This window comes from Enterobacter cloacae complex sp. IR53030 (assembly GCF_049238365.1).
Lineage (GTDB): Bacteria > Pseudomonadota > Gammaproteobacteria > Enterobacterales > Enterobacteriaceae > Enterobacter > Enterobacter kobei.
Genome location: NZ_JBMKHA010000003.1, coordinates 217,419 through 237,101 on the forward strand (window position 1 = coordinate 217,419; position 19,683 = coordinate 237,101).

Annotated in this window: 21 protein-coding genes; 15 read left to right on the forward strand and 6 right to left on the reverse strand. The window is 52.9% G+C overall.

Annotated elements, in window-relative coordinates; all coding sequences use genetic code 11:
• Positions 1-56: 56 nt before the first annotated feature.
• Positions 57-251: a YdiH family protein gene (locus ACOTXR_RS04725; protein WP_003857766.1), complete on the forward strand. Its 195-nt coding sequence runs from the start codon at positions 57-59 to the stop codon at positions 249-251.
• A 50-nt stretch (positions 252-301) separates the two neighbouring features.
• On the opposite strand, the gene ACOTXR_RS04730 is transcribed toward ACOTXR_RS04725, so the two are convergent.
• The gene (locus ACOTXR_RS04730; RefSeq protein ID WP_047344136.1) at positions 302-931 is read right to left on the reverse strand and encodes a helix-turn-helix domain-containing protein; all 630 of its coding nucleotides are present in this window, start codon (positions 929-931) and stop codon (positions 302-304) included.
• Between the two features lie 69 nt (positions 932-1,000).
• Positions 1,001-1,660, reverse strand: a complete 660-nt coding sequence (locus ACOTXR_RS04735) for a helix-turn-helix domain-containing protein (RefSeq protein WP_014883518.1) — start codon at positions 1,658-1,660, stop codon at positions 1,001-1,003.
• Between the two features lie 418 nt (positions 1,661-2,078).
• Between ACOTXR_RS04735 and ACOTXR_RS04740 the strand changes: the two genes are divergently transcribed.
• The 6 genes from ACOTXR_RS04740 to ACOTXR_RS04765 all read left to right on the forward strand — a co-directional run bounded on the left by ACOTXR_RS04740 (position 2,079) and on the right by ACOTXR_RS04765 (position 8,065).
• Entirely contained in the window at positions 2,079-2,609 is a 531-nt protein-coding gene (locus ACOTXR_RS04740) for a fimbrial protein (protein WP_058690504.1), read from the forward strand.
• Between the two features lie 78 nt (positions 2,610-2,687).
• Positions 2,688-3,365: a fimbrial biogenesis chaperone gene (locus ACOTXR_RS04745; protein ID WP_058690490.1), complete on the forward strand. Its 678-nt coding sequence runs from the start codon at positions 2,688-2,690 to the stop codon at positions 3,363-3,365.
• Positions 3,366-3,410: 45 nt separating this feature from the next.
• The gene (locus ACOTXR_RS04750; RefSeq protein WP_058690491.1) at positions 3,411-5,939 is read left to right on the forward strand and encodes a fimbria/pilus outer membrane usher protein; all 2,529 of its coding nucleotides are present in this window, start codon (positions 3,411-3,413) and stop codon (positions 5,937-5,939) included.
• A gap of 11 nt (positions 5,940-5,950) precedes the next feature.
• Positions 5,951-6,898 carry a fimbrial protein gene (locus ACOTXR_RS04755; RefSeq protein WP_421766999.1) on the forward strand — a complete coding sequence of 316 codons (948 nt, stop codon included), beginning with the start codon at positions 5,951-5,953 and terminating at the stop codon, positions 6,896-6,898.
• 11 nt (positions 6,899-6,909) lie between these two features.
• The gene (locus ACOTXR_RS04760) at positions 6,910-7,422 is read left to right on the forward strand and encodes a fimbrial protein (RefSeq protein WP_058690492.1); all 513 of its coding nucleotides are present in this window, start codon (positions 6,910-6,912) and stop codon (positions 7,420-7,422) included.
• Between the two features lies 1 nt (position 7,423).
• Positions 7,424-8,065 (forward strand): helix-turn-helix transcriptional regulator, encoded by a 642-nt coding sequence (locus tag ACOTXR_RS04765; protein ID WP_058690493.1) that lies wholly within the window; start codon positions 7,424-7,426, stop codon positions 8,063-8,065.
• A gap of 94 nt (positions 8,066-8,159) precedes the next feature.
• Here ACOTXR_RS04765 and fdhF read toward each other — a convergent pair whose 3' ends face one another.
• From fdhF to ycgZ, 4 genes are all read right to left on the reverse strand, one after another.
• Positions 8,160-10,310, reverse strand: a complete 2,151-nt coding sequence (gene fdhF / locus ACOTXR_RS04770) for a formate dehydrogenase subunit alpha (RefSeq protein WP_222834821.1) — start codon at positions 10,308-10,310, stop codon at positions 8,160-8,162.
• A 181-nt stretch (positions 10,311-10,491) separates the two neighbouring features.
• Positions 10,492-10,770 carry a biofilm/acid-resistance regulator YmgB/AriR gene (locus ACOTXR_RS04775; protein WP_014883526.1) on the reverse strand — a complete coding sequence of 93 codons (279 nt, stop codon included), beginning with the start codon at positions 10,768-10,770 and terminating at the stop codon, positions 10,492-10,494.
• 29 nt (positions 10,771-10,799) lie between these two features.
• Positions 10,800-11,120, reverse strand: a complete 321-nt coding sequence (locus ACOTXR_RS04780) for a hypothetical protein (protein WP_032628871.1) — start codon at positions 11,118-11,120, stop codon at positions 10,800-10,802.
• Between the two features lie 4 nt (positions 11,121-11,124).
• The gene (gene ycgZ, locus ACOTXR_RS04785) at positions 11,125-11,364 is read right to left on the reverse strand and encodes a regulatory protein YcgZ (RefSeq protein WP_008500634.1); all 240 of its coding nucleotides are present in this window, start codon (positions 11,362-11,364) and stop codon (positions 11,125-11,127) included.
• A gap of 340 nt (positions 11,365-11,704) precedes the next feature.
• On the opposite strand from ycgZ, the gene ACOTXR_RS04790 reads away from it, so the two are divergent.
• The 8 genes from ACOTXR_RS04790 (at position 11,705) to sufE (ending at position 19,672) form a co-directional block, all read left to right on the forward strand.
• Positions 11,705-12,925 (forward strand): diguanylate phosphodiesterase, encoded by a 1,221-nt coding sequence (locus ACOTXR_RS04790; protein ID WP_058690495.1) that lies wholly within the window; start codon positions 11,705-11,707, stop codon positions 12,923-12,925.
• Positions 12,926-13,113: 188 nt separating this feature from the next.
• Positions 13,114-13,842, forward strand: coding sequence for a MerR family transcriptional regulator (locus ACOTXR_RS04795; RefSeq protein WP_058690496.1), 729 nt, complete (start codon positions 13,114-13,116; stop codon positions 13,840-13,842).
• A gap of 314 nt (positions 13,843-14,156) precedes the next feature.
• Positions 14,157-14,525 (forward strand): Fe-S cluster assembly scaffold SufA, encoded by a 369-nt coding sequence (gene sufA / locus ACOTXR_RS04800; protein ID WP_058690497.1) that lies wholly within the window; start codon positions 14,157-14,159, stop codon positions 14,523-14,525.
• Between the two features lie 8 nt (positions 14,526-14,533).
• Positions 14,534-16,024 (forward strand): Fe-S cluster assembly protein SufB, encoded by a 1,491-nt coding sequence (sufB, locus tag ACOTXR_RS04805; protein WP_014883530.1) that lies wholly within the window; start codon positions 14,534-14,536, stop codon positions 16,022-16,024.
• 10 nt (positions 16,025-16,034) lie between these two features.
• Positions 16,035-16,781, forward strand: coding sequence for a Fe-S cluster assembly ATPase SufC (gene sufC, locus ACOTXR_RS04810; RefSeq protein WP_014883531.1), 747 nt, complete (start codon positions 16,035-16,037; stop codon positions 16,779-16,781).
• A complete protein-coding gene (gene sufD / locus ACOTXR_RS04815; RefSeq protein ID WP_058690498.1) occupies positions 16,756-18,024 on the forward strand; it encodes a Fe-S cluster assembly protein SufD in 1,269 nt (422 codons plus the stop codon). The genes sufC and sufD overlap by 26 nt, the downstream gene beginning before the upstream one ends.
• Complete coding sequence (gene sufS / locus ACOTXR_RS04820) at positions 18,021-19,241, forward strand: cysteine desulfurase SufS (RefSeq protein ID WP_058690499.1); 1,221 nt, start codon at positions 18,021-18,023, stop codon at positions 19,239-19,241. The genes sufD and sufS overlap by 4 nt, the downstream gene beginning before the upstream one ends.
• 14 nt (positions 19,242-19,255) lie before the next feature.
• Positions 19,256-19,672: a cysteine desulfuration protein SufE gene (gene sufE / locus ACOTXR_RS04825; RefSeq protein WP_014883534.1), complete on the forward strand. Its 417-nt coding sequence runs from the start codon at positions 19,256-19,258 to the stop codon at positions 19,670-19,672.
• Positions 19,673-19,683 lie beyond the last annotated feature (11 nt).

The following is a 19,683-nucleotide window of genomic DNA, read 5'->3' on the forward strand; positions in this document are numbered from 1 at the left end:
AACTAGCCAGCAGGTTGTGATATACTGGTCAGGATTTGTACATAAGCGAGGACATCATGGATACTGAAATAACCCCAACACAGCTGGCAATTGAATATTTACGTCGCGATAAGAGCAACCTGTCTCCGGCGCAGTACCTGAAAAAGCTGAAACAGCTTGAGCTGGAATTTACAGATTTGCTGGCGCTCTCTTCGAATGAACTGAAAGAAGAGATCTACTTTGCCTGGCGGTTGGGCGTTCACGTCCATTGAGTGAGTGTTGTTGAAAAGGCCGCAATTGCGGCCTTTTTTGTGCCTGACATTCAGTATCTGGCAGGAAGTTTGTTGATTTTAAGGAGACGGCCTTCTTCCATTTCGATAAACCCGCCGGTTTTTAAATCGGCCAGAATGCGCATGACCCCGCTTCGGGAGAGCTGGGTTTTCTCCCTGATATACCTTTCCGCCGTCACGCTGCCGCGATAGCTCTCATCTTCCTCCATCAGCTTTATGAGCTGCTGGCGAATCATCTCATACGCCGTCGGTGCCCCCTGAGGCATCACGTTGTTATAAAGACGGCTATAAACAAACATGAGCTGTTTTGAAAGCAGCCCCCACAAGGCCTTTTCTTTGATGATGTCATTAACCCGCTCGGCGGTGAGCGTGCCTATGAGGCAAGGGCTTACGGTCTTGAGGTAGTCATTAAAATAAATGTCGGTCAGATTAGCGAGGCCGAAGAGGGCGGGGCTGCGGGCCGTGGAGAGCATCATATCGTCGCTTCTTCTGTAGATAGCGACCGTCCCCTCAAGAATTAAATAGCACATTCCCTGACCATCGATCTGAAGGTCAAGTCGTTCGCCGCGAGCGGTTTGTCGTGTCGTACAGTCAGGCAGTAAGTGAGAAATAAGCTCTTGCGCGTAGGGTGAGCCACGTTGAGGCGTTTCTGGAAGGGACATGGTCGCTGCTAACCTTTAAATAAACCTGGCTAAGTATAGCGTCTATCGTCTCTGGCGGCACGGCGGCGGTCAATATTTTCGTGGCAGATGATGAATGTCGAGCAACACGCCACGCTCCATGGTGATGTACTTCCCGGTGCGCAGTTCCGAGAGGATACGCATAATTCCGCTGCGCGAAAGATAGGTCCGGCTTTTGATGTAGGCTGCCGCCGTCGTATTTAACCGGATTGCGTCGGGTTCCTGCATCAGTTCTACAAGCTGGAAGCGGATAATATCGTAGGCCGACATTTGCGATATTTGCGCGCAATGTTCGTAGACCCGCGAGGCGGTATAAATAAGCAGCTTAGAAAAGTGCTCCCATAAATTATGTTGCGACACAATTTGATTGAAGCTCTCCAGCGGCACGCGGGCGATCTCTGCGGTCTCCAGCGCCCGGACATACAGGTGCTCAGAGGAAAACTGACTGCTGACACCGAGAATAAAAGGGGTAGATTCAGAGTTTAAAACAATGCCGTCGCCGCGCCGATGAAGCGCCACGCTCCCCTGGAGAAGCAAAAAGCATTGCCGAATATCATCTTTATAATAATGTACCGTTTCGCCACGGCCGATGATCATTCTGTTGGCCACAGGCAAAACATGTTTAATCAGCGTGTCTATATGGGCGAACGGTTTTAAATCCAGAACTGAGGACTGGTGATTATTCAGTTGGGTGGTTAAACGCGTATTCATAAGATACCTCACAGCGACGCTTTGTATGATCAATTTTTGATCTGCGAAGGGAATTATCTTAAAAATGAAGAACTCAGGGAATATTCCCCGCAGGTCTAAAAGTAGACCGGGGGATCTCAGGAGTCTAACGTTCTGAATCACAGGAGAAAGTGTGTCGGGTCTACAATTAGACTCGCTCACTATTCGATAATTTTCTGCTGTGATAAATGTTGTTTTTTCGTTAAATCACAGTCTACAGCTAGACCATCAAAAAGTTGTTTTCAGGAAAATGATTATATAAATTTTATCCAGTCAGTCAGAAAGACCTTATGCCATCGATTGGGAAATAAAAGAATGTTAACTGGTTCTTTTATCGGCTTTCTGCTACGTGAATTTCAATAATAAATAAAGTTATCCAGTAAACAGGAACATGATGATTATGAAAAAGAATATTATTTTAGCAATGGTAGCGGCAGGTTCCGCCTTAATGATGGGCAATGCCTTTGCGGCTGCGGGCACCGTAAACTTTAATGGCAACATCCTGGATTCAGCCTGCGATGTTGCGGTGGCCTCTCAAAACCAGGTGGTGGTATTAGGCGATTATTATAAAACAGAATTTCCAACCACCGGTTCAAGAACGGCGGCAACGAAATTCAATATTATTCTGAAGAATTGTCCGGTAACCGTGACCAGTGCCAAAGTCCGTTTTGACGGCACGCCCGATATGACCAATACGGATCTGCTGGCGATTGATACGTCCGTCGCCGGTGCCGCAACCGGGGTTGCCATCAATTTGATGACTGCTGATAAAGCTGACCTGCCGCTGCATAGCAGCAATAGCTACAACTATTCGTTAAGCAGCAGTGCTGACAATACGTTGAATTTCTATGCGCAGTATATTTCAACGGCAGCAGCGGTAACATCCGGTCCTGCAAACTCCGTCGCTAACTTCTCTGTTGTTTATAACTAATTACTCAGCAGCAAAAAGTCCGCTCCGCAAGGTGTTGTGTGGGGGCAGTCATTGCCCCCTTGTATCAAGAGGTTCAAAATGAATGTTATTAGCAAAGCCCTGCTGAGCGCGGCTGTTATTATGGCGTCGCTGTCACAGGCTTCTGCCGGGGTTATTATTGGCGGTACCCGCGTTATTTTTGATGGTGGAAAAAAAGAAGCCTCCATCAGCATCAATAATGCGGATGAAGCCCCTTACTTAATCCAGTCCTGGATTGAGATGCCAGAAGGTAATGCTAATAAAGCGCCTTTTATCATCACCCCACCGCTCTACAGGCTTAACGGTGGTCAGCTGAATATTGAACGTATTTTGCTCACCGGCTCGTTGCCGCAAGATAAGGAAAGTCTGTTCTGGCTGAACATTAAAGCGATACCGTCAGCCACGAAACAGGTTAATTCATTGCAGATTGCCGTGAAGACACGCATCAAGCTTATTTATCGTCCGGAAAAGCTGAAGGCGTCAACGCCGGAGGAACAGGTAAATAAATTAACCTGGTCCCGCAGCGGAAATAAAATCCAGGTCTCTAATCCTACACCCTATGTCATTAACTTTAATGACATAAACGTCGGGGGTAAAAAACTGGAGGAGGCCTCATGGGTGGCGCCGGGCGCAGTGGCTGCATTTAGCTTACCGCCCGGCATTTCTGGCAATCAGATCCAGTTCAGCGTGATTAACGATTATGGCAGCCCGGGAATAAGACATCAGGCCAGTTTTTAATAGTTGAAAAACGGGCGCTCTCAATAGTCGGTCAGGTTTATGATGATGGCAACGAAAAATATAAAAATGCAACCCGCGCGTCTGGCTATTTATATCACCTTCGCGCTGACGCATGCTGTATCTGTGGCGCATGCCCGGGAAACCTTTAACGCCGAGCTGGTGGAGCTGGATAATCCCGGGATGGCAAAAGCCGATTTATCTGCGTTTGAATCCGGTTCGCAGGCACCAGGGAAATACCATGTTGATATCATTCTTGACGACCAGCTTATTGAGACGGGCGATATTGATTTTATTGCAGTAAACGATGAGAAGGGAAATGACAGCCTGCTGCCTTGTCTGAGTATTGCACAGCTAAAAAGCTGGGGCGTCAAAACCGCACTGTTCCCCGGCCTGACGAGCGAAACGACATCCTGTGTCAACCTGCAGGCAATCCCGCATGCCAGTACCGATTTTCAGTTCGGCGCGCAGCGGCTGGTCATCAGTATTCCTCAGGCCGCGATCGATCTGCCTGCACGAGGGTATGTTTCCCCGGAACAATGGGATGAAGGGATCACCGCCGCGATGCTCAACTACAGCCTGAGCGGGGCGAACAGCCGGGCAAAACAGGCCGGCATGAAGAACAGTAACAGTCAATACGCCAACTTACGCCCGGGCATTAACGTTGGGCCGTGGCGGCTGCGCAACTACACCACCTGGTCGCGGGATGAGACGGGCCAGGACACGTGGGATACCGTCTACACCTACGCACAGCGGGCCATTATACCGCTCAACGCACAGCTCACCCTGGGCGATAGCGCCGCGCCCGCAGACGTGTTCGACAGTATGCCGTTTCGCGGCGGACAACTGGTTTCCGACGACGACATGCTGCCGGATTCGCTGAAAGGCTATGCACCCGTAGTTCGCGGTATCGCGCGGACCAATGCCCAGGTGGTGGTGCGGCAAAATGGCTATCAGATTTATCAGACCTATGTTGCGCCTGGTGCATTTGAAATTACGGATATGTACCCCACGGGCGGCGCGGGCGATCTGGATGTCACCATTAAGGAAGCTGACGGCAGTGAGCAACATTTCACTCTACCGTATGCCTCGTTGCCGGTATTACAACGCGAGGGGCGCCTGAAATATGCGCTGACCGGGGGCCAGTACCGCTCTTATAACCATAACGTTGATAAGACGCCGTTTGGGCAAATCACCGGGATCTATGGTCTTTCGCGGGGCGTCACGCTCTACGGTGGGTTGCAGGCGTCGAGCAAATACCAGTCTGTCGCAGCCGGGCTTGGGAAAAACATGGGCGATTTGGGTGCGATTTCTGCGGACGTGACCCAGGCCTGGTCCACCCCGCAGGACGGCAAAAAATCCAACGGGCAATCCTGGCGCGCGCGTTACAGCAAGAACTTTGTGGGGACCGGAACCCAGTTTTCGATTGCAGGCTACCGCTACTCGACCCGCGGTTACTACGGCATGCAGGAGATCCTCGATTCCTGGGGTGACAGCACTGCGCTTCAGGACCGGCGTCGCAACCGGGCCGAACTGACGATGAGCCAGACGTTAGGCAACAATCTGGGTTCGCTGACCCTGAGCGCGGCCCGTGAAGACTACTGGAATTCGGGTAAAACGATGGCGTCATACAGCCTGGGTTACAACAACTACTGGCACAACATCAGTTACGGACTGACCTGGACTTACAGTAAAAACGGCAGTGCGGGTTCTTATGATGGTAACAAACGATACGACAGCGATCGGCTCGTGGCTTTCAACGTCAGTATTCCCCTTGAGAAATTTTTGCCGCAAACCTGGGCTAACTATGGCGTGAGCGCCAGTCAGCATAACGGCACCACACACAACATCGGTCTCAACGGGGTGGCGCTGGAAAACCATGCGCTGAACTGGAACGTGCAGCAGGGGTACGGGTCGGATGGCGTGGGCTACACGGGCAACCTGAATGGTGATTATAAAGGAACCTACGCTGAACTGACGGCGGGCTACAGCTATGACAAAAACAGCGAGCGCCTTAACTATGGCCTGCAGGGAGGCGTTCTCGCTCACCGGGAAGGGATCACCTTCTCACAGCCTCTCGGTGAGACCAATGTGCTGGTTAGCGCCCCGGGTGCGCACGATGTTGATATCCGTAATCAGGCGGGGGTCAAAACGGATTACCGGGGCTATACGGTGGTCAGTAATCTCTCCGTTTACCGTAAAAATGAGATCGCCCTTGCTCCGGAAAGTATGCCGGATGATGTTGAGCTGGAGATTAATACCCGCACAGTGACCCCGACGCGTGGCGCGATCGTGGTGGCTGATTATCAGGCGAAGGTTGGGCGCCGGGTGTTGTTTAATTTAACGCATAACGGCCAATTTGTTCCCTTCGGGGCAATGGCGAGCCTGAACGGTGTCGATAACAGCAGCGTTATTGTTGGCGATAAAGGACAGGTCTATCTCACCGGTCTGGATGCACGGGGAACGGTCGTTGTTACCTGGGGGACGGAAAGCGACCGGCAATGCCGCGCACCGTTCGTCCTCCCTCCGCCATCATCGGCAGGCGGAATTACCGAACTCAACGTCAATTGTCTTTAGGGTTTTTTAAAATGCGCTTAATTACGATGATATTTCTGCTGTGTATCGCAGCAGGCTGGAGCAGTGCCCATGCAGGCACCTGCACGACGATTACGCACCAGGAATCTACGTTGTCCATCGGCACCATTACGGTGCAGCGCGATGTGGCCGTTGGTACCGTTTTATTTTCGCGTAATGCGTCAATCACCAGCGCCTATTTAACGGGATGCACGAGTCCGGTAATGCTGGGATTTAGCATGCGATATCTGAATGCAACCCAGAGCGCTTTCGGAAATCACGTCTATGACACAAACGTAAGTGGAATTGGTATTCGTTTTTCATCTGGGGGATATTTTGAAAATCCGACAAATACCTTTTCCTATACCGCGCAGGCCAGCTATGTCGAATGGTGGGGCGGTAAAATAGAACTTATCGTGACCGGACCGGTCGCGTCAGGTTCACTCACGCCGGGAGTACTGGGCGTGGTGATGCTGCAGGGGAGCGATGGCATTTACCGTGATGCTCTGACGACCACGCTGCTGGGGGGAACGGTTAACGTGCTGGCCTGCAGCATCACCACCCCGCAGCTGACGTTCCCTATCGGCGATATTTCTGCGGCGACGTTTGGCTCGACGGTGGGCACCACACTGGCGGGCGCCCGGAATACGCAAAATCTTGGACTTAACTGCGATCCTGGCGCCAACGTGAATGTTTCGATCAGCGGTATTCAGAACCCGGACGTTGCGACGACGAGCGTGCTGGCACTTACAGGGCAAGGGAATACCGGCACGGCGAAAGGGGTTGGCGTTCAGTTGCTCTATAACGGCACGCCGCTGGCGTTAAATACGCGCCTGCCGTTAACCGTTGCCGCGGGCGGTCAGCAGACATTTCCGTTAACGGCGCGTTATTACCAGACAAAAACGACGGTTGAACCCGGCACGGCCAATGCCTCTGCGACCTTAAATTTGACGTATCAGTGATGGATAAAGCGATGAATATTTTGCGCACGGCCGCGCTCGCCGCCACAGTAATAAGCAGCAATATCTTTGCGGCGGACAGCGTTAATGTCAGCGTTACCGGCAATATTATTGCCGCTCCGTGTATATTTAATGGAGGGAATGCCGGTCTGAATATTAATCTTGGCAATATACAGGCATCAAATATGGCTACGCCGGGATCTTCATCCGATCCTGTGCCCTTTAACCTGTTATTTACCCAGTGCCCGACGGGGACGCGCAGCGTGACGGTCTCCTTTACCGGCACTCCCGATCCGGATGCGGGAGCGGATTATTACATGAACAGCGGTTCGGCCACGCACGTTGCGATTGCGATGAGTGAGGCCGCGACAGGCGTGCTGAAAGGAACGGGTGCAAGCCTCACTCAACCTGTTTCAGCAGACAGAACGGCAACGATAGCCATGCTGGCATCGGTTAAATCCTTCACCGGCGGTGCGACGCCGGGGAGCATCAGTGCCGTCGTGGTCATGACGATGCAGTACAACTGATATGCTGAATATTGTGATTAAAGAGACCGACGCATTTTTCAGAGCGGGATTGCAGTGTTTTCTTGAGGATTTCTTCTTTCATAATTTCAAACATCTGCTTCACTTTGACGGCGAACTTTCTCATGAAAATGTCAGTGCCGCCGATATTATTTTTCTCTCTTTATGTCAGGGGGAAACCCTGACCTGTTATCCCGAATTACAGGCGCGGAAAAAAGGAATTGTGGTTGGGCTGGTGGATGATGAACACCGTTTCTCGACATATCCGTCCTGTTTTCAGGATATGATTTTTATCTCGCGCCGCGCGTCGCTGGACAGGATCACCGAGGCGCTGTTTATCGCATGGTACCGCACACAGCTCTCAAGCTTTCACTGGAGGAAGAGAAGCTGCAGCGAATGCCAGCATAAAATATTATCGCCACAGCAAATTCGCGTTATGGTGAGTTTTTACAGAGGATTATCGGTAGGGCAGATCGCGAATAAGCTTAAAACAAGTGATAAAACTATTTTTACCCATAAATATTTGCTGATGCAAAAATTCAACCTGCGCAGTGATTTTGAGCTGGTGGCCTTGATTCACAGGATGGTGGAGAAGAATACCCCTGCAAACCGGTTGCGAGACTATCTGACTCACCATCATGGTTAACCAGTATTCCCAATAACATACCAGGGGCGCAATAGTGTCATTCATTATCGCGCCCCTGATTCTGCGAATTACAAAACCGTTAAGCCTCTTTTCCTTACACGTTCACGGCATTGATCAACCGCGTTTTCATCGTCTGGTAAGACGACGCCGCAAAATCCTCCGCCCAGCGCTGGTCCTCAATGGCTTCCAGCATTACCGCGCAGTACTTGGTTTCCGGCGTTTTAGAGACAGGGTCAAGGTTGTCCTGCGTTAACTCGTTGCAGGCGCCAATCCACCACTGGTAGGTCATATAGACCGCACCGGCGTTGATACGCTCACTGATGCTGGCGCGGGTGATGACCTTGCCCCTGCGTGAACGAACCCACACCAGCTGGCCGTCACGGATGCCCAGCTTATCCGCATCGGATGGATGCATCTGTACCCGGCCAGGTTCGTCGGCCAGGCTTTGCAGCGCGGCGCAGTTCCCGGTCATTGATCGGCACGAATAATGTCCCACTTCACGCACCGTGCAGAGCACAAGAGGGTAGTCATCATCAGGGGTTTCTGCCGGTGCGCGCCACGGTGCAGCAAAGAGCTGCCCCTTGCCGGTTGGGGTGTCGAACTGATTGTCTTTGTACAGGTATGGCGTTCCCGGATGATCCAGCGTCGGGCACGGCCACTGCACGTGGCCCATTTCGCCCATTTTTTCATAGGTCACACCATAGAAAAGAGGGCACAACGCGCGCATCTCGTCCCAGATCTGCTGGTTATCGTCGTAGTGCATCGGATAGCCCATTTCGGTGGCGAGCAGGCTGATGATCTCCCAGTCACGCTTAACGTTGCCGCTGGCCTGAATGGCCTGGCCAAAACGCTGAAACCCCCGGTCGGCACAGGTAAAGACGCCGCCGTGTTCCCCCCATGAGGTGGCAGGGAGCAGCACGTCAGCCACTTCCGCCGTTTTGGTCATAAAGATGTCCTGAACCACGACAAAATCGAGAGCGTCAAAACCGCTGCGGACCAGGCCGAGATCGGCTTCCGTCTGGAGCGGATCTTCCCCCATGATGTAATAGGCTTTGACCTTGCCTTCCAGCGCCAGGTGAGGCACTTCGGTAATGCGCGTCCCGACGCGATCGTCCATCTTGTTGACGTCAATTCCCCAGGCATCGGCGAACTTCTGTCTGACGGCGGGATCGGTCACATCCTGATAGCCGGGGAACATATTCGGCAGCACGCCCATGTCACAGGCACCCTGAACATTGTTTTGTCCACGCACGGGACCGACGCCGACGGCAGGACGGCCGAGGTTGCCGGTCAGCAACGCCAGGCTGGAAAGTCCTTTAACCACATCCACAGCCTGACCAAACTGGGTCACGCCCATTCCCCACATCACGGTGGCGGAAGGGGCCGCCGCGAACGTACGCATTGCCTGACGAACGTCACTGGCGGGAATGCCGGTGAGGTGTTCAACCCGCTCTGGGGCATACTCTTTGACCGTCTGCCGATAGGCTTCTAGCCCTTCAGTAAAGCGTGCGACGTAGTTTTTGTCGTACAGCTCCTCTTCCAGCAGCACATAGCCAAAAGCGTTGACCAGCGCCATGTTACTGCCGTTTTTCAACTGCAGATGCTGGTCGGCAATGCGCGCCGTTTCGATGCGGCGCGGATCGCAGACGATGATTTTTGCACCGTTTTCCCGGGCTTTCAGCACGCGACGGGCGACTATAGGGTGGGAGTCTGCGCAGTTGTAGCCAAATACCAGCAGACATTTTGAGTTTTCAATATCGTTGATTGAATTACTCATTGCGCCGTTGCCAAGTGTCTCCTGTAAACCGGCCACGGAAGGGCCGTGACAAACGCGCGCGCAGCAGTCTACGTTGTTCGTGTTCAACACCGCACGGGCAAATTTTTGCATCACGTAGTTGGTTTCATTACCGGTGCCGCGTGATGAACCGGTGGTCATGATCGCGCGCGGACCGAATTGCGCTTTGATACTGCTGAGCTTGTGGGTGGTGTAGCGGATAGCCTCTTCCCAGGTCACGGGGGTGAATGCCTCTCCCTTACGATAACGGATCATCGGTTGGGTCAGGCGGGGAGTGAGCAGACGGGTGTCGTTGAGGAAGTCCCAGCCGTAAAATCCTTTCAGGCACAAGGTCCCCTGGTTTGTGACCCCCTCTGCCGCTTCGGCGCGGAGGATACGGTTATTTTCAACAACAAGGTTTAATTTGCAGCCTGCACCACAGTAAGGGCAGACGCTGGCGATTTTATTCATCAATAACAGACCTGTTAAGAAATGAAGCAAAATGACTGGTAAGCCCAGTCCCGTAAAAGGGATTAAGCAGAAACCATGCCATATTTAAAGTGCTTGTTTTACAGGGTGTTATGAGGGCGGGGACGTGTCATCGTCAAATGTTCGTCAGTTTTGACGATGACACGAGAGCAGCGGCTGGGAATTAAAGGTCGTCCATGGTGTAACCCACGACGATTTCAAGCGTCTTACGAATAACATCCGCCTGAACAACATCATGGGTGGCTTCCAGCGTCTGGATGAGCCACAGAATGATGGCTTTATTTGACAGATGGCCTTCGGAAGCCAGAACACAGCGTACTGCAGTAGAAAAAACAGCGGACTCTTCAGCAAAACGATCGCCTGCGTGACGGAAATACTCCGACAGCGCGCTTTCTAAAAAAGCAGAATGGTATTCGGGTTGAAGCTGAATATTTTGTCTCATTTGTTCTCACCGTAGCTGTTAAATTGCAGTCAATGTATTTTTTTGGGATCGGACGGTTTTCCATTTCCAAATAACGGCACTACATTGTCTCGGTTATCATTGAGAGGTCCCTCTCTTGTTATTCGTCCTTGCGCGGTTCTGCGACGTTTTAATGGGAAGCTGTTTGAGCCGATTTCGGCAATCACCTTCGCCAGTGTCTCCCGCCGCCGGGGATCCTTTTCATGTACTTTCATATCCCGCAGACGCTGTACAAGAGCCTCAGTGGTGATCGGGCCGTGCTCTTTCAACAGAGAAAGAACGGCTTCCCCAATCAACTGGTCAGTCAGCTTATCTGCGTCACTGCTATTCATAACCTTACCGTTCGAAGAGCAGACCAAGCAGCATGTGATAGTGCTCTTCCTCTTCAGGGCCATCGGCTTTTTCGAGGCGGCTTAACAGCTTGGTACAGAGCGATTTGCGATTAAGGTTTCGCCCGTCGCTCAGGATTTCAACCACAACTTGTCCCAGCGTTTCCTGTTGAGTGGGAAGCGCGGCTTTTTCGAAGTACTGTGCGATCGCTGCTGCGGAATCTGCGACGTAACCTTTCTGCTGCATGTTTCGCTCCTGTAAAATTTTGTAATCAGTAACGTTACATTTAAGGTATACACAATTTCCAAATCTGTACATAAAAAATGTACAGATTTTTAATAAAATCAGGATATATTTTATAAATTCTTTATTTTTCAATTTGTTGTGTGTTGTTCATGAAACGGTAATGTTACAGAATATATTGTACAAATTGACGAGCCACTGTTAAGTTGTACAGCGCCCCATAAATGCACCATTAACGGCCGTAAATGATTGAGATGTAAATTATTTGTCAGGCAATTAATGTGCTATAAAAAGAAGTCTCCCCACATGTTTTTGTGGTAAACCTTAACCCCCCAGGACTCGCATGCTTACAACCATCATTTACCGCAGTCACATCTGCGAGGACGTGCCAGTGAAAGCGCTGGAAAATATGGTCGCTGCTGCAAATAGTAAAAACCGGCAATCCAGCGTCACGGGGATCTTGCTGTTCAACGGCACACATTTTTTTCAATTGCTTGAAGGGCCTGCGGAAAACGTAACGTCCATCTACGAACAGATCTGCTCTGATACGCGCCACCATAATGTGGTCGAGCTGATGCGCGATCACGGGCCTTCACGGCGTTTCGGTAAAGCGGGTATGGAACTCTTTGATTTGCGCCAGTACGACAGGGAAGAGGTGCTCCAGCAGGTGCTTGATAAAGGCACAACCCGCTACCAGTTGACCTACAACGACCGTGCGCTGCAGTTTTTCCGCACCTTTGTCGAGGCCACAGAGAAAGCCAACTATTTTGAGCTGCCGCCTGCGGATTCCTGGGATTTCGTCCCGGAAGAAACGCGCTTATCTGCGCAGCCTGAAGTCGTGGCAAAAGGGGCGGACTGTAGTTTTGCGTTTCAGCCTATCGTCGATCCTTTCATGCAGCAGGTTGTCTCCTGGGAAGCGCTTCTGCGCACTCCATCCGGTGACTCACCGGGAGCGTATTTCGCCAATCGCACGCGTGAAGAAGTGCATTCTTCTGATTTGCAAAGCAAACAGGTGGCTCTCTCCATGGCCAGCGCGCTGGGGTTACAGGATCAGACTTTATCCATCAATCTGCTGCCTATGACGCTGGTCAACGTGCCCAATGCCGTGGACTTTCTGCTCACCGCTATTGATGCAAATGGCTTTGTGCCGGAGCAAATTGTGGTGGAGTTTACCGAAAGTGAAGCCATTTCCCGTTTCGATGAGTTTACGCATTCGGTCAGACAGCTAAAAAGTGCGGGTATCAGCGTAACCATCGATCACTTCGGTGCCGGTTTTGCCGGGTTGCAGCTCCTGGCGCAATTCCAGCCGGACAGAATTAAGATTAATCGCGATCTGGTCGCGAACGTGCATAAAAGTGGCCCACGCCAGGCCATTATTCAGGCGATAATCAAATGCTGTGCCTCACTGGAAATACAGTTTTGCGCGGTGGGCGTGGAGAAGGCGGAAGAGTGGATGTGGCTGGAGTCTGCGGGCATTTCTCAGTTCCAGGGGCATCTTTTTGCCAGCCCCCGACACGGCGGTATCCCGGCTATCGCATGGCCAGAGAAAAAATACGATTTCTGACGAAGCTGTACAAAAACCTGCAGACTTGACTGTACGGCAGGCAAGATTTGTACAACAATGTATTAACAGCTGGATGGCCTTGCAGGCCATTCACCCGTGCAAAATGAGGTCTGAATTCTACAAATGGGTTGTACAATCTGATAAGGTTGGTGTAGTTAGGTATGGAAGTTCTGAGCGTGAGGGAGTTAATGGCCTATTACAGTATCGGCGAAGTGGCCGAACGATGCGGTATCAACCCCGTTACGCTGCGTGCCTGGCAGCGCCGTTATGGATTGTTGAAGCCGCAGCGCAGCGAAGGGGGTCATCGTCAGTTTGACGACGAAGATATCCTGCGTATCGAAGAGATCAAGCGCCTGATGAAAAGCGGTGTTTCGGTCGGAAAAGTAAAATCCTTGCTGGAAAATAAGGAAGTGATGACTCAGGGTAACTGGGCTTCTTTCCAGGAAGAGATGATGACCGTTCTGCGTTGTGCCAGCCCGGCAAAGCTGCGCGCCAAAATCGGTGAATTCCGCCGCGATCACGCGATGGATGCGCTGATCGATAACATCATTTCACCCGTCCGTCAGCGAATGAATCAGGATCAAAACACCGTACGCCATATGGCGAGTCTGTTTGACGGTGTCCTGATTGAATTTGCGATTGCAAGCCTCGCGGAATCGCGCAAGAAAGCGGGTAAAGACGCACTGCTGATTGGCTGGGAATGCGATGACCGTACACATCTTTGGCTTGAAGCCGCGCGTTTAGCCCAGAAAGGCTGGCATATTGACGTGCTGGCGGAACCCATTGATTCGCCGCGTCCTGAACTGTTCCCCGGGCAAAAAATCTTCGTCTGGACGGGAACATCACCAACGCCCCGTCAACAGGAACAGCTCGATCACTGGCGTGAGCAGGGATTTAGCGTTTCATTTCACCACTGATTATCTGAGGCCTTGCGGCCTTTTTTTTGTTTTTTCTCCTTTCCAGAGCAAAAGCTATCTTAAAAATAGGCATTTCCGATGCATATTTTACGTCCTCGTTTTGCGCTTTCTCGCTGATTAAATAAGCCATTATTTTTCAAAGTATTGAACAATTACATCCATCCCGCCCGCATCTTCAGACAGGGTCTATGCTTAATAAAAGTAGACAAAAAGGGCGGTTTAGCCGAATGCCCCTGCTGACAGAGGGTTGAAGTGATAATCGTTATCACTAACATGGTGTTATGCCCTGATGGCTAATCAGATGAGGTGGACCTATGGAACTGCATTCAGAAACCTTCAATCCGGCCGATTTTGCCTGGCGTGGTTTGACGCTCACGCCTGCGGCGGCAGCGCATATCCACGAGCTGGTGGCGAAAAAGCCCGAGATCCTCGGCGTACGTTTAGGCGTTAAGCAGACCGGCTGCGCGGGCTTTGGCTACGTGCTGGATACTGTCACCGAACCCGAAAAAGATGATCTGGTCTTTGAAACCGACGGTGCGAAGCTATACGTCGCGCTGCAGGCCATGCCGTTTATTGACGGCACGAAAGTGGATTACGTACGGGAAGGTTTAAACCAGTTATTCAAATTTCATAACCCGAAAGCCCAGAACGAATGCGGCTGCGGCGAAAGCTTTGGGGTATAGGCGGTACTATGTCTCGTAATACTGAAGCAACGAGTGATGTAAATACCTGGAGCGGCGGGCACCTTAATTATAAAGAAGGGTTCTTCACGCAGCTGCAGACCGATGAGCTGGCGAAAGGCATCAACGAAGATGTCGTGCGCGCAATCTCGGCCAAACGCAACGAACCCGAGTGGATGCTGGAGTTCCGCCTGAGCGCTTACCGTGCCTGGCTGGAGATGGAAGAACCGCACTGGCTGAAAGCCCATTATGACAAGCTGAATTATCAGGATTACAGCTACTACTCTGCGCCATCCTGCGGCAGCTGCGATGATACGTGTGCTTCGCAGCCCGGTGCAGTACAGCAGACCGGTGCGGAGAACAGCTTCCTCAGTAAAGAGGTGGAAGAGGCGTTCAATCAGCTCGGCGTCCCCGTGCGTGAGGGGAAAGAGGTCGCCGTAGACGCTATTTTTGACTCCGTTTCGGTGGCGACCACCTATCGTGAAAAGCTGGCGGAGCAGGGGATTATTTTCTGCTCCTTTGGCGAAGCGATTCATGATCATCCCGAGCTGGTGAAAAAGTACATCGGCACCGTGGTACCGAGTAACGATAACTTCTTCGCCGCGCTCAACGCGGCGGTGGCGTCGGACGGGACCTTTATCTACGTGCCGAAAGGCGTGCGCTGTCCGATGGAGCTCTCCACCTATTTCCGCATTAACGCCGAAAAAACCGGACAGTTCGAACGCACTATTCTGGTGGCGGATGAAGGTAGCTACGTCAGCTATATCGAAGGGTGCTCCGCCCCGGTGCGCGACAGCTATCAGCTGCACGCGGCGGTCGTTGAAGTCATTATTCACAAAGACGCTGAGGTCAAATACTCAACGGTGCAGAACTGGTTCCCCGGCGACGGCAATACCGGTGGGATCCTGAACTTCGTCACCAAGCGTGCGCTGTGTGAAGGTGAAAACAGCAAAATGTCCTGGACGCAGTCGGAAACCGGCTCAGCCATTACCTGGAAGTACCCGAGCTGTATTCTGCGCGGGGATAACTCCATCGGTGAGTTTTATTCTGTGGCGCTGACCAGCGGACATCAGCAGGCCGATACCGGCACCAAGATGATCCACATCGGTAAAAACACCAAATCAACCATCATCTCGAAAGGGATCTCCGCCGGGCACAGCCAGAACAGCTATCGCGGGCTGGTGAAAATCATGCCAACGGCGACTAACGCCCGTAACTTCACCCAGTGTGACTCGATGCTTATCGGGGCCGACTGCGGAGCGCATACCTTCCCGTACGTCGAGTGCCGTAATAATTCAGCACAGCTGGAGCATGAGGCGACGACGTCGCGTATTGGGGAAGATCAGCTCTTCTACTGCCTGCAGCGCGGGATCAGTGAAGAAGATGCCATTTCGATGATTGTGAACGGCTTCTGTAAGGACGTGTTCTCTGAACTGCCGCTGGAATTCGCCGTTGAAGCACAAAAACTCCTCGCCATCAGTCTTGAACACAGCGTCGGTTAAGGGAAAGCACATGTTACGTATTAAAGATTTACAGGTTAGCGTGGAAGATAAAGCGATCCTGCGTGGCCTCAATTTTGACGTCAAGCCGGGTGAAGTTCACGCCATCATGGGGCCTAACGGCTCCGGGAAAAGTACGCTTTCAGCGACGCTGGCGGGACGTGAAGATTACGAAGTGACGCACGGCTCGGTCGAATTTAACGGCAAAGATCTGCTGGAGATGTCGCCGGAAGATCGCGCTGGTGAAGGTATCTTCATGGCCTTCCAGTATCCGGTCGAAATTCCGGGCGTCAGCAACCAGTTCTTCCTTCAGACGGCGCTGAATGCGGTGCGCAAGTACCGCGGACTGGAAGCCCTGGATCGCTTCGACTTCCAGGATCTGATGGAAGAGAAGATCAAACTGCTGAAAATGCCGGAAGACCTGCTGACCCGTTCGGTCAACGTTGGTTTTTCCGGTGGCGAGAAAAAGCGTAACGATATTCTGCAGATGGCGGTGCTGGAGCCACAGCTGTGCATTCTGGATGAGACCGACTCCGGTCTGGATATCGACGCCCTGAAGATTGTCGCTGACGGGGTGAACTCCCTGCGTGACGGCAAGCGTTCGTTCATTATCGTCACTCACTACCAGCGTATTCTCGACTACATCAAGCCGGATTACGTCCACGTGCTTTACCAGGGACGCATTGTGAAATCCGGTGATTTCACGCTGGTTAAACAACTGGAGGAGCAGGGTTATGGCTGGCTTACCGAACAGCAGTAATGCACTCCAGCAGTGGCACCGGCTGTTCGAGGCGCAGGGGAATCGCTCTGAGCTGGCGCAGCAGCACCTGCAGCAGATGCTGCGCCTCGGCCTGCCGACGCGTAAACATGAAAACTGGAAATATACCCCGCTCGATGGCCTGCTGAGCGGCGAGTTTGTGGCGCGTCCGGCGGCGATCGGTCCGGAGCGACGAGATGCCCTGGCGTTGACCGTGGATGCGGTACGGCTGGTCTTTGTCGACGGCGTTTATCACCCTGAACTGAGCGATGACACCCGGGAGAGCGGTTACGGGATTGTGATTAACGACGAACGCCAGAGTCTGGGCGCCCCGGTTCAGCCGGAGGTTTTCCTGCATTTGACCGAGAGCCTCGCCCGCAGCGTGACGCATATCCAGGTTAAGCGTAACCAGCGTCCGGCCAGGCCGTTGCTTCTGATGCATATCACCCAGGGCGTAGAGGGCGATGAAATCAACACCGCCCACTATCGCCACCATCTTGAACTGGCCGAAGGGGCCGACGCGACGGTGATTGAGCATTACGTGAGTCTCAATGACACCCGCCACTTTACCGGGTCGCGTCTGACGATGAACGTTGCCGCCAATGCGCAGCTCCACCACATTAAGCTGGCGTTTGAGAACCCCCAGAGCCACCACTTTGCGCATAACGATATCCTGCTGGGACCGGATGCCGCGGCGTACAGCCATAGCTTCCTGCTCGGCGGTGCGGTGCTGCGCCATAACACCAGTACCCAGCTTAACGGTGAAAATACCACGCTGCGTATCAACAGCCTGGCGATGCCGGTCAAATCAGAAGTGTGCGATACGCGCACGTGGCTTGAGCACAACAAAGGTTACTGCAACAGCCGCCAGCTGCACAAAACCATCGTCAGCGATAAAGGACGCGCGGTATTTAATGGTCTGATTAACGTCGCGCAACACGCCATCAAGACTGACGGGCAGATGACCAACAACAATCTCCTGCTGGGACGCCTGGCGGAGGTCGACACGAAGCCGCAGCTGGAGATTTACGCCGACGACGTAAAATGCAGCCACGGCGCCACGGTCGGGCGGATCGACGACGAACAGATGTTCTACCTGCGTTCCCGCGGTATCGACCAGCAGGCGGCGCAGAAAATGATTATCTATGCCTTTGCGGCGGAGCTTACGGAAGCGCTGCATGATGGCGTACTGAAGCAGCAGTTGTTGGCCCGTATTGGTCAGCGTCTGCCCGGAGGCGAAGCATGAGTTTTCCCGTAGAGAAAGTACGGGCAGATTTCCCGGTTCTGACCCGTGAAGTGAACGGTCTGCCGCTGGCTTATCTCGACAGCGCGGCCAGCGCGCAGAAACCGAATCAGGTGGTGGATGCGGAAGCCGAGTTCTACCGCCACGGTTATGCAGCAGTACATCGGGGGATCCATACCCTGAGCGCGGAAGCCACCCAGCGCATGGAGAACGTGCGCACGCAGGTGGCTGCCTTCCTGAATGCGCGATCGCCGGAAGAACTGGTGTTTGTGCGCGGCACCACCGAGGGGATTAACCTCGTCGCTAACAGTTGGGGTAACGCTCAGGTCCATGCCGGGGATAACATCATCATTACCCAGATGGAGCACCACGCTAATATCGTACCGTGGCAAATGCTGTGTGAGCGCGTTGGCGCGCAATTACGCGTCATCCCGTTGAACCTCGACGGAACGTTACAGCTTGAGCAGCTTGACGCTTTGCTGGACGATAAAACGCGGCTCGTGGCGGTCACCCAGGTCTCTAACGTTCTGGGTACTGAAAACCCGGTTGCGGAGATTGTCGATAAGGCCCATCAGGCCGGGGCGAAAGTGCTGATTGACGGTGCACAGGCGGTAATGCACCACGCGGTGGATGTCCAGGCGCTGGACTGCGACTTCTACGTGTTCTCTGGACACAAGCTTTATGGCCCAACCGGTATCGGCATGCTGTATGTGAAAGAGGACATCCTGCAGGCGATGCCGCCGTGGGAGGGGGGCGGGTCAATGATCGCTACCGTTAGCCTCTCGGAAGGAACCACCTACGCCCGTGCGCCGTGGCGTTTTGAGGCGGGCACGCCCAACACCGGTGGGATCATCGGGCTGGGGGCGGCGGCGTCTTACGTTTCCGGAATCGGCCTTGATGCCATTCAGGAGTACGAACAGCTGCTGATGCATTACGCGCTGCAGGAGCTGGCCAGCGTGCCGGACCTGACCTTGTACGGGCCGGCTGACCGACAGGGTGTGATTGCCTTTAATCTGGGACAACACCACGCCTATGACGTGGGCAGCTTCCTCGACAATTACGGCGTGGCCGTGCGCACCGGGCACCACTGCGCCATGCCGCTCATGGCCTTTTACCAGGTTCCGGCAATGTGCCGCGCATCGCTGGTGATGTATAACACAATGGAAGAGGTCGACAGGCTGGTGGCGGGGCTAAAACGCATTCACCAGTTGCTGGGCTGACAAAGAGGCGAACGATGGCAGAACTGCCGGATAAAGAGAAATTGCTGCGCAACTTTGGGCGTTGCGCAAACTGGGAAGAGAAATACCTCTACATCATTGAGCTGGGGCAGCGTCTGCCGCCGCTTAGTGAAGAGGCGCATACCCCGGAGAACAGTATTCAGGGCTGTCAAAGCCAGGTGTGGATTGTGATGGCGCAGTCTGACGATGGCACGATAACCCTGCAGGGTGACAGCGATGCGGCAATAGTAAAAGGGCTGATTGCGGTGGTCTTTATTCTTTATCACCAGATGTCAGCGCAGGATATTGTCGCCTTCGATGTCCGCCCGTGGTTTGAAAAAATGGCCCTCACCCAACACCTCACCCCGTCTCGTTCCCAGGGACTGGAAGCGATGATTCGTGCCATTCGCGCCAAAGCGGCAATCCTTAGCTAGACTTACAGAAC

Coding starts and splice junctions, on each gene's coding strand:
- ACOTXR_RS04780 (WP_032628871.1), bottom strand. CDS start 11,120: ATGAATAGCAGTGACGCAGATAAGCTGACTGACCAGTTGATTGGGGAA.
- ACOTXR_RS04725 (WP_003857766.1), top strand. CDS start 57: ATGGATACTGAAATAACCCCAACACAGCTGGCAATTGAATATTTACGT.
- ACOTXR_RS04760 (WP_058690492.1), top strand. CDS start 6,910: ATGAATATTTTGCGCACGGCCGCGCTCGCCGCCACAGTAATAAGCAGC.
- sufB (WP_014883530.1), top strand. CDS start 14,534: ATGTCTCGTAATACTGAAGCAACGAGTGATGTAAATACCTGGAGCGGC.
- ycgZ (WP_008500634.1), bottom strand. CDS start 11,364: ATGCAGCAGAAAGGTTACGTCGCAGATTCCGCAGCAGCGATCGCACAG.
- ACOTXR_RS04735 (WP_014883518.1), bottom strand. CDS start 1,660: ATGAATACGCGTTTAACCACCCAACTGAATAATCACCAGTCCTCAGTT.
- ACOTXR_RS04750 (WP_058690491.1), top strand. CDS start 3,411: ATGGCAACGAAAAATATAAAAATGCAACCCGCGCGTCTGGCTATTTAT.
- fdhF (WP_222834821.1), bottom strand. CDS start 10,310: ATGAATAAAATCGCCAGCGTCTGCCCTTACTGTGGTGCAGGCTGCAAA.
- ACOTXR_RS04755 (WP_421766999.1), top strand. CDS start 5,951: ATGCGCTTAATTACGATGATATTTCTGCTGTGTATCGCAGCAGGCTGG.
- ACOTXR_RS04730 (WP_047344136.1), bottom strand. CDS start 931: ATGTCCCTTCCAGAAACGCCTCAACGTGGCTCACCCTACGCGCAAGAG.
- sufC (WP_014883531.1), top strand. CDS start 16,035: ATGTTACGTATTAAAGATTTACAGGTTAGCGTGGAAGATAAAGCGATC.
- sufD (WP_058690498.1), top strand. CDS start 16,756: ATGGCTGGCTTACCGAACAGCAGTAATGCACTCCAGCAGTGGCACCGG.
- ACOTXR_RS04740 (WP_058690504.1), top strand. CDS start 2,079: ATGAAAAAGAATATTATTTTAGCAATGGTAGCGGCAGGTTCCGCCTTA.
- ACOTXR_RS04745 (WP_058690490.1), top strand. CDS start 2,688: ATGAATGTTATTAGCAAAGCCCTGCTGAGCGCGGCTGTTATTATGGCG.
- sufA (WP_058690497.1), top strand. CDS start 14,157: ATGGAACTGCATTCAGAAACCTTCAATCCGGCCGATTTTGCCTGGCGT.
- sufE (WP_014883534.1), top strand. CDS start 19,256: ATGGCAGAACTGCCGGATAAAGAGAAATTGCTGCGCAACTTTGGGCGT.
- ACOTXR_RS04790 (WP_058690495.1), top strand. CDS start 11,705: ATGCTTACAACCATCATTTACCGCAGTCACATCTGCGAGGACGTGCCA.
- sufS (WP_058690499.1), top strand. CDS start 18,021: ATGAGTTTTCCCGTAGAGAAAGTACGGGCAGATTTCCCGGTTCTGACC.
- ACOTXR_RS04775 (WP_014883526.1), bottom strand. CDS start 10,770: ATGAGACAAAATATTCAGCTTCAACCCGAATACCATTCTGCTTTTTTA.
- ACOTXR_RS04765 (WP_058690493.1), top strand. CDS start 7,424: ATGCTGAATATTGTGATTAAAGAGACCGACGCATTTTTCAGAGCGGGA.
- ACOTXR_RS04795 (WP_058690496.1), top strand. CDS start 13,114: ATGGCCTATTACAGTATCGGCGAAGTGGCCGAACGATGCGGTATCAAC.